The sequence below is a fragment of the Nocardia aobensis NBRC 100429 genome (assembly GCF_000308375.1).
Classification (GTDB): domain Bacteria; phylum Actinomycetota; class Actinomycetes; order Mycobacteriales; family Mycobacteriaceae; genus Nocardia; species Nocardia aobensis.
Genome location: NZ_BAFQ01000148.1, coordinates 1 through 12,159, shown reverse-complemented (window position 1 = coordinate 12,159; position 12,159 = coordinate 1). Strand labels below are relative to the sequence as shown.

Genomic DNA, 12,159 nt, shown 5'->3' with positions numbered 1-12,159 from the left:
ATCGGCGATGCCGTCAGTGGGCGAATCTGTGGCGGGCGGCGGCCAGGTCCACGCGGTCGCCGCGGATCGGGCAGCCCTCCTCGGCCAGCCTGCGCAACTGGCGGTGGGCCAGATGGCTCGCCGGGGTGCCGTCGGCGCGTAGCACCCGATGCCAGGGCAGATCGGCGGAGTCGGTGCGCATGATCCAGCCGACGGTTCGCGGCGTCGACAGTCCGGCCGCCGCCGCGATATCGCCGTAGGTGGCGACCCGGCCGGGCGGGATGGCCGCGACCAGTTCCCGCACCCGCTCGATCTCGGCGTCCGTCGTGGGCATCAGAGCACCGACCGGATGACGGCCGCGGTCTCGGCGGGCCGCGCCTGGGCGACCATGTGATCGCAGTCGAATTCGCGCAGCGTGAAATCCGGCAGCGTGGCGAACGCCTCGACGGTCGCGGGGGTGACGAACGGGGATTTACCGGCGCGGACCAGCACGGTCGGAATGTGCGGCGGCGGCAGGATCAGCTCGCGCGCCAGCTGACTCCAGTAGGACGTGACGGCGGGCAGGCTCATCCGCCAGGTGACCCGGCCCTCGGGAGCATCGACCAGATGTTCGGCGAGTTCGGCGTCGAGGAGTTCGGGGTCCACATCGGCCCAGGCCGTCTCGAGTTTGTCGTGACGCGCCTCGGCGACGTCGGCGTAGTCCGGTCGTGCCAGCCCCGCCTCGGCGATGTCGTGAAGCAGAACCGGATCGAGGCCGATCGCGGGATCGAGCAGCACCAGTGCGCGGACCAGATCGGGGCGGTGGCGGGACAGATGGACGGCGACGGCCGCTCCGAACGAATGCGCCACGACGACCGCCGGTTCGGTGAGCAGCGGAACCAGATCGTCGACGATCTGCTCGAAGGTCCACGGTGGTAGCGAGCTCGCCCGCCCGTGGCCGCGCAGGTCGGGAGCGACGACGCGCACCTCGGGCAAGTGGCCCTCGGCCAGCGCGCTCCACCGCCGCCCGTGCCCGGTCAGGCCGTGCAGGGCGAGGACGAGCGGGCCGTCGGCGGGGCCGAATCGATGAATAGGGGCGTCGGACACCCGATCATTGTGCCGTCGGCGCCGCGGCGGTGCGAGCGGTGCGTTGCGTTCGCGAGAATCGGGCACGGGGATTGCCGGGCGCTGGCCGCGCCGGTGAACCGCCGGGGAACGACTGCGGCGGTGGGATTTTCGGCCCGATATTCGCAGCGGCCCCGGCGCGGTGCGGTGCGGTGCGGCGTGCAAGCTCTCTACCAGGCATTATCGACCGCAGTCGGAGATCGGCGCGAATTCGTGAAAATCGCCCGGGCAGGCGTGGCGCCGATCACAACACGGACACATCGGATGCGCGGGGTTCGTTTGCTGTCACGGAATTCGATCCTGTCGGGGGTGTCTGTTGAAATAGCGCGTGTGATGCGATCGGATAGCTCGGTGCGACTGGTGCGCCGCAGTGAGACCGCACCCCGGTTACGCGAATGGGGTGCCGATGTCCGAACGCTGTTCGCGGGTGGGTCGGGCGCGGACCCGGGCTGGCGACCCTGGCAGGTGCTGGGCGGCCCCGGCACCGGGAAAACCGCGCTGCTCACCGATCTCGCCGCCGATCGCATCGTCGCGGGCGCCGATCCGGATTCGGTGCTGGTACTCACCCATTCCAAACAGGCCGCCCTGCGGGTTCGCAACGCCCTCACCCGGCAGTTGACCGCGCTCGCACCCGAACTCGGCGGGGTGCCGGGCGCCGGACGTGAGCCGATGGTGCGCACGGTGCACTCCTACGCCTTCGCGATCCTGCGCACGCACGCGGCCGCCCGCGGCAATCCGCCGCCGCGGCTGCTGACCGGCGCCGAGCAGGACGTGGTGCTGCGCGAGATGTTGCGGGGCGAACTCGCCGACATGTCGTCCGGTGCCGAGGTGCTGTGGCCACCGCGCCTGCACGCCGCGCTCGGCACCAACGGTTTCGCCGAGCAACTGCGCGACCTGATGTTGCGCGCCACCGAGCGCGATCTGGGGCCCGAGGATCTGATCGAACTGGGGCGCCTGCACGAACGCGAGGAATGGGAGGCGGCCGGATCGTTCGCGCAGCGCTACGAACAGTCGATGCTGTTGCGCTGGTCGGTCGGCGTGCAAGCCCCCGAGGCCAGCGCCCCCGCTCTCGACGCAGCCGAACTGGTCGGCGCCGCACTGGACGTGCTGATCGAGGACGAGGAACTGCTCGCCGCCGAGCGTGAACGCATCCGCACCCTCCTGGTCGACGACGCCCAGCATGTGGATCCGCTTGCCGCACAACTGATTCGCGCGATCGGATCCGGCCCGGCGACCACGGTCGTGGCCGGCGACCCGGATCAGGCGGTCTTCAGTTTCCGGGGTGCGGATACCCGTTTCGTCACCGAACCCGATGCCCCACCCGAACGCCGGATCGTCCTGCACGACGATCATCGCTGCGCCCCGGCGGTGCACGCTGCGGTCGCCCGGATCGCCGCCCGCATGCCGGGCCGCATCGAACACCGCTTCGACGTGCGGACCGGCGGACCCCATCTCCTCGGCGATCCCGCCGTCGACGGGCAGGCGCTGGTGCGGGTTCTCACCACCCCGGCCAAGGAGGCGGCGCTGATCGCCGACCACCTGCGGCGGGCGCATCTCACCGCGGAGGTGCCGTGGTCGCGGATGGCGGTCGTCGTGCGCTCGGTGCCGCTGTCGCTGGGCCCGCTGCGCCGCGCGCTCACCGCCGCGGGAGTGCCGGTGCTGCAACCGAAACCGGACACCCCGCTGGCCCGGCGGCGCGGCGCGGCGTGGATGCTGCAGTCGCTGCGCGCCCTGCTCGTGGTCGAACGCGGTCGCCCGGAGATGTTCTCCGAGGACGATGCGCTCGATCTGCTACTCGGGCCGCTGGGTGGAGCCGATCAGATCAGTCTGCGACGACTGCGCCGCGGCGTTCGCCGCGCGCTGATCGAGCGCGGGTATCCCCGGACGGAGTCGAGGGTTGGCGGCCCCGACGATGCGGAGCCGGGCGCCGACGGCGAGCCGGCGCGCGGTTCATCGACAGTCGAGGAGTCGCCGGAGGCCCTCGCCCCCTATTCCGAGCTCGACCGGTCCTCGGCGGTCGTACTGCGCGACCTCATCACCGGAGTCGGTGATCGCACCCTGCTCGATCGGCTCACCGAGGTCGAGGTGGCGCCGCTGGTGCGGGTACTGCGGGCGGTCGACCGGGCGCGGCGGGCGCTGCGGCGCGGGGCCGGGGTCGAGGACGCGTTGTGGGCGTTGTGGACCGCCTCGCGGCTGGAGAAACGCTGGGTGGCGCAGTCCGAGCGCGGTGGCGCCGGTGCGGTGCAGGCCGACCGCGACCTGGATGCCGCCGTCGGTCTGTTCGATGCCGCCGCCGCCTACGTCGACCGGCTGCCCGGCGCATCCGTCGAGGGATTCGTCGAATATCTGGAACAGCAGGAGATCAACCAGGATTCGGCTCCGCTGACCGAACCCGGTGACGCGGTGGCGATCGTCAGCGCGCACGCCGCGGCCGGCCGGGAATGGGATGTGGTGGCCGTCGCCGGAGTGCAGGAGGGGATCTGGCCCAACCTACGTCCGCGCGGGACCCTGCTCGGCATCGAGGAACTGGTCGACCTCATCGGGGGCGTGGCCGATCCGGGGGAACAGGTCAGCCGGGCCGCGCCGATCCTCGCCGAGGAGCGCCGGTTGCTGCTGCTGGCGTGCAGCCGGGCCCGGCACAGCCTGCTGGTGACCGCGGTCGAATCCGTCACCGGTGACCGCGATCTGGTGCCGTCCCGATTTCTGGCCGAACTCGATCCGGAGGCGGAACCGGGGGAGCCGGGACGTATTCCGCCGCCGGTCGATCCGGGGCGCGCACTGGTCGCGCAGGCCCTGATCGCCGAATTGCGCGGCGTGGTCTGTGACGACGGCGCCGATCCCGCCCGCCGGGACCGGGCCGCCACCCAATTGGCCCGTCTGGCCGCGGCCGGTGTGCGCGGCGCCCATCCGGACGAGTGGTACGGCATCGCGGACCCCAGTTCGGAACTGGCGCTGTGGGACGACGGTGACGGGCCGGTCGCGTTGTCGCCGTCGACGGTCGAGCTGTTGCAGACCTGTCCGCTGCGCTGGGCGCTGGAACGTCACGGCGGCAGCGACGGGGACAATCCGCATGCCGTCAAGGGCAATCTCGTGCACACGCTGGTCCAGGCGCTGGCCGGGCGAGTGACCGAGGAACAGGTGAAGGCGGCGCTGGTCAAGGCATGGAAGGCCGTCGACCCGAGTTCCGGGGAGGACGGCCCGCACAGCTGGCACTCCCGGCTGGAGCTGCGCCGGACCGAATCGATGGTCGACACCTTCCTCGCCTGGTTGCGCAACACCCGGGCCGAGCTGGCCGAGGTCGGTGTCGAGGTGCCGGTGGACTGCGTTCTGCCGGCCCGCGACCCGGACGAGGTGCCGGTGCGGATCCGCGGCCGCGTCGACCGGGTGGAGCGTGACGCGCTGGGCCGTTTCGTCATCGTCGACGTCAAGACCGGCAAGACCCCGATCTCCAAACAGGCCGCGCAGGATCACGCCCAGCTGGCGACCTACCAGGTGGCCGCCGGGGCGGGCGGGTTCTCGGCGGAGGTGGACGGCGACCGGATCGAACCGGGCGGCGCCCGACTCGTCTACGTGGCCAAACCGAGCCGCGACGGCGCCACCGAGCGGTTGCAGACCGCGCTCGATTCCGACGGTATCGCCCAGTGGCGCAAGGCCATTCACGATGCGGCGGCAGCCACCCGCGGGCCCGGCTTCCTGGCCATGCGCAACGACGGCTGCCGGCACTGCCAGGTCGCCGGCAGTTGCCCCGTGCAGGACACGGGCCGCCAGGTGACGGATCGATGACGATCACGCCGGAGCAGTTGGCGCAGGCACTGGGCCTGCCGCCACCCACCGACGAACAGTCCGCCGTCATCGCCGCACCGCTCGGCCCGACCCTCGTGGTGGCCGGTGCGGGCGCGGGCAAGACCGAGACGATGGCCGCGCGGGTGGTCTGGATGGTCGCCAATCGGCTGGTGGCACCGGATGCGGTGCTGGGGCTGACGTTCACCCGAAAAGCCGCGCAGCAGTTGACGACTCGCATTCGCACCCGCCTGGCGCGGCTGGCCGGATCGCCGCTGCTGCGCGAGATCGACAGCACCGGGCGGCTGCGCGCGACCCTGGTCGGATCCGAGCCGGAGATCAGCACCTACCACTCCTACGCCGGGCGGCTGCTGTCCGAACACGGTCTGCTGCTGCCCGTGGAGCCCTCGGCCACCCTGCTCACCGAAACCCAGCTGTGGCAGCTCGCGCATCGCGTGGTCACCGGCTGGGACGGCGATCTCGATACCGAGCGCACCCCGGTATCGGTCACCGAGGCGGTGCTCGCGCTGTCCGGTCAACTCGCCGAACATCTGGTGGAACCGGAGCAGTTGGCGGTGGCGCATCGGGAGCTGGAACGGCTGGTGGAAACGCTGCCTCCCGGTCCGCGCCAGCGCGGCGGCCCGAATCAGGAGCTGCGCGGGATCGTCAAAGCCCAGCAGGACCGGGTGGCGCTGCTGCCGCTGGTCGCGCGGCTCGGCGAGGAGTTACGACGCAGGGGCGCACTGGATTTCGGCTCGCAGATGTCGCTGGCCGCGCGGCTGGCCGCCACGCACGCCGAGGTCGGGGCGGCGGAATGCGAGCGGTTTCGCCTGGTGCTGCTGGACGAATATCAGGACACCGGGCACGCCCAGCGCATTCTGCTCGCGGCACTGTTCGGTGACCGCGGCGCGGTCGGCATCGGCGGCGAGGCGCCGGAGACGGATTTCGCCACCCGCCCGGCGGTGACCGCGGTCGGCGATCCGATGCAGTCCATCTACGGCTGGCGCGGTGCGTCGGCGGCCAACCTGCCCCGCTTCACCACCGATTTCCCGGCCGCCCCGAATGTCGCCGCGCCGGTGTTGCCACTGCTGACGAGCTGGCGCAATCCGCCGGAGGCGCTGGATCTGGCGAATCTGGTCGCCGAACCACTCCGCGGCGCCGAGGGCGGGGTCAGTGTCGACGCGCTGCGCCCCCGGCCCCAGGCCACCGCCGGAACCGTCGCGCTGGCTCTCACCGAAACCGTTGCCGGCGAACGACAATGGGTGGCCGAGCGGATCGCGGCGGAATGGGAGCAGTGTGCCGACGCCGGACAGCCGCCCCCGACCTCCGCGGTCCTGGTGCGCCGCAACGCCGACGCCGCGCCGCTGGCCGAGGCGTTGCGCGCCCGGGGGCTGCCGGTGGAGATCGTCGGCCTGGGCGGTCTGCTCGCCACCCCGGAAGTGGCCGATATCGTCGCCACCCTGCGGTTGATCGCCGATCCGGCGGCAGGCAGTGCCGCGATGCGCATCCTCACCGGCGCGCGCTGGCGGTTGGGCGTGAGCGATCTGAAGGCGTTGTCGGCGCGGGCGCGGGAGCTGTCGATCGCCGGGACGCCGGGCCGCGCGGAACCGATCACCGACGCCGCGGGGCTGTCGGATGCGCTGCGGGCCGCGGCACCCGAACCCGCCGAACAAGCCGGCATCGCGGATGCGATCGCCGACCCCGGTCCGGCGCAACGCTATTCGGAGCTCGGCTACGCGCGCATCGTCACACTGGGGCGGGAGCTGGCGGCGCTGCGTGAACGCAGCGGGCAGTCGCTGCCCGAACTGGTCGCCGATGTGGAACGCACGATCGGGGTCGGGGTGGAAACCCAGACCCGCCGCACGGCCGCGGGCGCCGGTGCGGGGCGCGAACATCTGGACGCCTTCGCCGACGTGGTCGCGGGATATGCCGGTGACCACCGTGCCACCCTGCCCGGCCTGCTGAGCTTCCTCGCCGCCGCCGAAGAGGTCGAGAACGGCTTGGAGCCGGGCGAAGTCGAGGTGGCGCACGACCGCGTGCAGGTGCTCACCGTGCACGCGGCCAAGGGGCTGGAATGGGAGGTCGTGGCCGTACCGCACGTAGCGCGCGGCCTGTTTCCCTCCGGGAACGCCGCCGCGACCTGGCTCGGCGCACTCGCCGAACTCCCCACCTCGCTGCGTGGCGACCGGCAACGCGACAACGACGGCGACACACCGGATTCCGCGCCCGTGCGCGACGGGGTTCCGGTCCTCGACCTCACCGAATTGTACGACCGCACGGATCTGGAACGGGCGATCAAACAGCACAAGGAGGCGCTGGCCCGCCGCCGCCTCGACGAGGAACGCCGCCTGTTCTACGTCGCGCTCACCAGAACCGAACGCGCACTGTTCGTTTCGGCCCACCACTGGGCCGAGACCGGTTCCACGCCGAAGGGGCCCTCGGATTTCCTGCTCGAACTGAAACGGTGGACCGAACATCCGGAGTCCCCCGGACACGGCACCGTGCGCGTCGACCTCTGGGCCGACCCCCCACCTCCCGACGCACCCAATCCCTTCACCGACAATCCCGCCGTGGCCGACTGGCCGCGCGACCCGCTCGGCGTGCGGCGGCAAGCGGTCGAAGCGGGTGCGGCCCTGGTCCGCACCGCGCTCGCACACCTTCCGCCCGAACCTCGCGAGCATCGCACACAGCCGGCGAACGGCCGAACCGCTCCTGCCCGGGCCGAGATCCCCCCGGTTCCCTCGCGCCGAACCCACGACGCCACGAGCGAACTCGAATCCCCGCGCCAGCTGGATTTGTTCGCCGACCTGACGCACGACCCGGCGACCCCCGGCACGGACGGCACGGCATCCGGCAACGGATCGGAGGACGGCGCGGTACCCGAGCACGATCCGGATCCCGAAGGCTGGGCCGACGATGTGGACGCCCTGCTCACCGAGCATTTCGCGACGGTCGAGGGCATCCACGAAGTGGAGTTGCCCGCGCAGCTGCCCGCCACCGCGCTGGTGGATATGCGGGCCGATCCGGCCAAGCTCGCGGCACGGCTGCGGCGGCCGCTGCCGTACCCGCCGAGCCCGCTGGCCCGGCGCGGCACCGCCTTTCACGCCTGGTTGCAGCGCTGGTTCGGCGCGGTCGGGTTGCTCGATTTCGACGAACTGCCCGGCGCGGCCGACAGCGGCGCGGGCGACGCCGACCTCATCCGATTGCAGGAGGCGTTTCTGGCCTCGCCCTGGGCCGACCGCAACCCCATCGACGTCGAAGTGGGATTCGAGACCAGCATCGGCGGCACCCTCATTCGCGGCCGCATGGACGCGGTGTTCAGCGAACCCGGCGGCCGCTGGCTGGTCGTGGACTGGAAGACCGGCGCCGAACCGTCACGCGCGGAAGAACGCTCGGTCGCGATGCAGCTGGCCGTCTACCGGGTCGCCTGGGCCCGCATGATGGCCGCGCAGACCGGGGAAGCCGAAGAGCTCGTACTCGACAAGGTCGGCGCCGCCTTCCATTACGTCCGCAGCGGCCGGACGGTCGCGCCCGCCGAACTGCCGGGGCCGGCCGAGCTGGCCGATCTCATCGCTGAGGTCGCGCCCGCCTGGGCGCCGCCCGCCGACCCGCGGGAACGGTCCGGTCCGGAACTCGCCGAGGACCCTCCGCCCGACGAGGAGTACGGCGACGAGCTGCCGCCCGACCCGGTGTCCGACGCCGATTTCGACCCGGACTACCCGCCCGGGTGAAAGTCGTTGCCGCTCAGGCGGCGTCGCGGCTGATACGCAGGGCCTGGGTGATCATCGGCACCTGGAACGGCAACCGCAGCACCGACACCCACTTGATCGCCTTGGCCGCCTTCGGATTTCGCACCGAATCGGCGGCGAACTGGATGTTGGCCGGGAAGACCGCCAGGAACAACAGCGCCGCCAGCCGGCCGCCGAGTCGCCTGGTACGCGGAGCCGCCAGGGCGGCCGCCACACCGATTTCGGCCACACCCGACGCGTAGGTGTAGGTCCGGGCCCGGCCCGGGAGAGCGGGCGGCACGATCGAATCGAAGGGCTTGGGCGCCACGAAATGCAGGGCGCCCATGCCGAACAGCGCGGTACTCATCAGCACCGCTCGCCGCTGCGAGGCCCGACCGGCGTCACTCATGCTGTGTCCTTTCTTGGCCCCGGCCGCCGCGCTCTCTCCGCCGCGAGTGGGGTCGCTCCGTGGTGACGCTACGCTGCCGCACCCGCCCCCGCGCACTCACGCTCTCGCGCTGCCGCCTCCGCTCCTGCCCACCCACGCCGGGCAGTTCCCACTCGCGTGCCCAGTCCGTGGAGTCGGCATCCGGCCGGTACGCTGCCGATCTGTGGCACAGGTGAGCAACGACATGTCCGGGGGATGCCGTGTTCGGTGACAGCTCACGAGGTCTGGGCCGTCTGACGGAACGCCCCGATTACGCGCTGGTCGGCATTCTGCGTATTCCGGAGATCCGGACCAGTCCCTGGGTCTCGCTGACCCGCCGGGTCGCGTTCGCGGTGCTGCTGCTGGTGGCGGCGACATTGGTCGTCTATTTCGGCCGCGCGGGATATCACGACAACCGCGGCGAGGAGCTGACCCTGCTCGACGCCGCCTACTACTCGACGGTCTCGCTGTCGACCACCGGCTACGGCGACATCGCCCCGATCACGGAGCAGGCGCGGCTGGTCAACACGATCGTCATCACCCCGCTGCGCGTGCTGTTCCTGATCGTCTTGGTCGGTACCACCCTGCAGGTGCTCACCGAGCGGTCACGACAGGCGTTCAAAATTCAGCGATGGAGGCAGAAGGTGCGTAATCACACCGTGGTCGTCGGTTACGGCACGAAGGGCCGGACCGCGGTCGACGCCATGCTCGGCGACGGGGTGCAACCGGCCGAGATCGTGGTGGTCGACACCGACGCGACCGTGTTGGAGGCCGCGGCCAACGCCGGGCTGGTGACGGTGCACGGCTCGGCGACGCAATCGGATGTGCTGCGGCTGGCCGGAGCTCAGCACGCGGCCTCTCTGGTCATCGCCGCGAACCGCGACGACACCGCGGTGCTGGTCACGCTCACCGCGCGGGAACTCAACGCCAAGGCCAAGATCGTCGCCTCGATCCGGGAAGCCGAGAACACCCATCTGTTGCGGCAATCCGGTGCCGATTCGGTCGTGGTCTCCTCGGAGACGGCGGGCCGGCTGCTCGGTATCGCGACCACCACCCCCAGCGTCGTCGACATGATCGAGGACCTGCTCACCCCCGAGGCCGGTTTCGCGATCGCCGAGCGGGACGTGGAATCCGACGAGGTCGGCGGCTCGCCGCGGCATCTGCGCGATATCGTGCTCGGCGTGGTCCGGGAGGGCACACTGATCCGGGTCGACGAGCCCGAGGTGGACGCCCTGGAAACCGGCGACAAACTGCTCTACATCCGTCGCGTGCACAAATAGTCCGGACGGCGGCGCCCGGCGGGGTTCCTCCTCCGGCCCCGCGCGACCAGCGCGATACGCTCGAAGCGTGTCGGTATTCGAACTGAATGGTCTTCCCCTGCTGTCGCGTTCCGCCCTCGATCGGGCCGAGACGTTGCGCTCGGACGAGCAGGCGCTGAAACAAGGGTGGGCCGAGGCCAAACTGGTGCGGATGAACCGGCGGGGGCAGGTCCGGATCGACGGCGATCAGCTCGTCCTGGAGGCGGCGCTGAACTACGCGTCCGAGCCGGCGCCGGAGGCGGTTCTGCTGGGTGTGGTCGACGGCGCGCACATCTGGGCGGTTCGCGACAACGAACTCGAGGGTCAACTGATGGACCTGCGGGTGGTGGGCAGCGCGCTGCACCTCGACGATGTGATCCTCGGCATCCTGTCCACCGCACTGGCGCTGCTGAACTGGCACGACCGCGCCGGCTACAGCGCCGTCGACGGCAGCCCGACCACGGTGTCGAATGCCGGCTGGTCGCGCGTCAACGCTTCAGGGCACGAGGAATTCCCGCGCATCGACCCGGCCATCATCTGCCTGGTGCACGACGGCGGTGACCGGGTCCTGCTGGGCCGTCAGCAGAACTGGCCGGAGAAGATGTTCTCGCTGCTGGCCGGTTTCGTGGAGGCGGGGGAGTCGCTGGAACGCTGCGTCGAGCGCGAGGTCCGCGAGGAGGTCGGTGTCGCGGTGCGCGATATCCGCTATCTCGGCAGTCAGCCGTGGCCGCTGCCGCGTTCGCTCATGCTGGGGTTCGCCGCGGTCGCCGATCCCGACGCGCCGCTGGTCTTCTCCGACGGCGAGATCGCCGAGGCCCACTGGTTCACCCGCGACGAGGTGCGCACGGCGCTGGCCGCGGGTGCGTGGGGTTCGGTCACCGGCGACACCGGAAATGCCGAGCAGCAGCGGCTACTGCTGCCGGGCTCCATCTCCATCGCCCGCACCATCGTCGAATCCTGGGCTGCGGCAGGCTGATTCGCCCGCGACTCGCCGCCGGTCAGCCGATCGCGGCGAGCGCGGTCTTCACCTGGGCGAGGCTCGGGTTGGTGGCAGTGGATCCGTCGGAGTACTTGACGGTCGGCACCACGTGGTTGCCGCCGTTCACGCTGCCGACGAATTCGGCCGCTTCGGGGTCCTGTTCGATGTCGACGACGGTGTAGGTGATCCCCGCCTCGTCGAGTTGCTTCTTGAGGCGGCGGCAGTATCCGCACCAGGTCGTCGAGTACATGGTCAGGTCAGTAGCAGTCACGCCTGATTGAACATCGAATCGGTTTTCCGTGTTCCCACGGCTGGTTGTGACCTCTGCCGGAGGGGGCTTGCCAAACAGATAGTAAGCGCGCATACTAAATACATGACACAGATCGCCGCAGCTCACGCCGTATCCACCGCCGCGCCCGCCGACTTCTTCGCGGTCTGGGCCGATATGGCCGCCTGGCCGGAATGGAACGCCGACACCGAGTGGGTCCGGCTGGACGGCCCCTTCGTCGAGGGCGCCACCGGAACCTTGAAGCCGAAAGGTGGACCGAAGGTCGCGTTCGTGGTCGAGAAGCTGACCGATGAGGAGTTCGTCGACGTCTCGCGTCTGTTCGGCGCTCGGCTGACCTTCGTCCATCGCGTGGTGCGGACGGCCGCGGGCACCGAGGTCACGGTGGTCATCTCGATGACCGGCCCGTTGCGCCGGCTGTGGTCGGCACTGATGGGCGGCGGACTGGCCGACTCCGTCCATCGCGACCTCGCGGCGCTGGTCGAGACGGCCGAGGCGCGCCGCGCCGTTCCGGGCACCCACTGAATCGGTTCCGGGCACCCACTGAATCGTTCGAGGAGGACATCATGAACAAGTAC

General features: G+C 70.9%; 9 protein-coding genes. 5 read left to right on the top strand and 4 right to left on the bottom strand.

What is annotated here, in order from left to right:
* Positions 1-13 precede the first annotated feature (13 nt).
* Together RJ03_RS19255 and RJ03_RS19250 are read right to left on the bottom strand one after the other, a co-directional pair.
* Complete coding sequence (locus RJ03_RS19255; protein ID WP_036504383.1) at positions 14-313, bottom strand: MGMT family protein; 300 nt, start codon at positions 311-313, stop codon at positions 14-16.
* Complete coding sequence (locus RJ03_RS19250) at positions 313-1,065, bottom strand: alpha/beta hydrolase (protein WP_036504419.1); 753 nt, start codon at positions 1,063-1,065, stop codon at positions 313-315. Before RJ03_RS19250 ends, RJ03_RS19255 begins: the two co-directional genes overlap by 1 nt.
* Before the next feature lie 351 nt (positions 1,066-1,416).
* Here RJ03_RS19250 and RJ03_RS19245 point away from each other — a divergent pair, with 351 nt between their 5' ends.
* Complete coding sequence (locus RJ03_RS19245; RefSeq protein WP_036504418.1) at positions 1,417-4,866, top strand: ATP-dependent helicase; 3,450 nt, start codon at positions 1,417-1,419, stop codon at positions 4,864-4,866.
* On the top strand, positions 4,863-8,594 hold the full coding sequence (locus RJ03_RS19240) for an ATP-dependent helicase (RefSeq protein ID WP_083871107.1): 3,732 nt from the start codon (positions 4,863-4,865) through the stop codon (positions 8,592-8,594). Before RJ03_RS19245 ends, RJ03_RS19240 begins: the two co-directional genes overlap by 4 nt.
* A gap of 13 nt (positions 8,595-8,607) precedes the next feature.
* Here the strand turns inward: RJ03_RS19240 and RJ03_RS19235 are convergent, their stop codons facing one another.
* A complete protein-coding gene (locus RJ03_RS19235) occupies positions 8,608-9,000 on the bottom strand; it encodes a DoxX family protein (RefSeq protein ID WP_036504380.1) in 393 nt (130 codons plus the stop codon).
* Between the two features lie 239 nt (positions 9,001-9,239).
* Between RJ03_RS19235 and RJ03_RS19230 the strand changes: the two genes are divergently transcribed.
* Positions 9,240-10,298: a potassium channel family protein gene (locus RJ03_RS19230; RefSeq protein ID WP_036504378.1), complete on the top strand. Its 1,059-nt coding sequence runs from the start codon at positions 9,240-9,242 to the stop codon at positions 10,296-10,298.
* A 67-nt stretch (positions 10,299-10,365) separates the two neighbouring features.
* Positions 10,366-11,292 carry an NAD(+) diphosphatase gene (gene nudC, locus RJ03_RS19225; RefSeq protein WP_036504375.1) on the top strand — a complete coding sequence of 309 codons (927 nt, stop codon included), beginning with the start codon at positions 10,366-10,368 and terminating at the stop codon, positions 11,290-11,292.
* Positions 11,293-11,314: 22 nt separating this feature from the next.
* Here nudC and RJ03_RS19220 read toward each other — a convergent pair whose 3' ends face one another.
* Complete coding sequence (locus RJ03_RS19220; RefSeq protein WP_269750196.1) at positions 11,315-11,566, bottom strand: mycoredoxin; 252 nt, start codon at positions 11,564-11,566, stop codon at positions 11,315-11,317.
* Positions 11,567-11,668: 102 nt separating this feature from the next.
* Here RJ03_RS19220 and RJ03_RS19215 point away from each other — a divergent pair, with 102 nt between their 5' ends.
* A complete protein-coding gene (locus tag RJ03_RS19215; protein ID WP_036504371.1) occupies positions 11,669-12,106 on the top strand; it encodes an SRPBCC family protein in 438 nt (145 codons plus the stop codon).
* Positions 12,107-12,159: the final 53 nt, after the last annotated feature.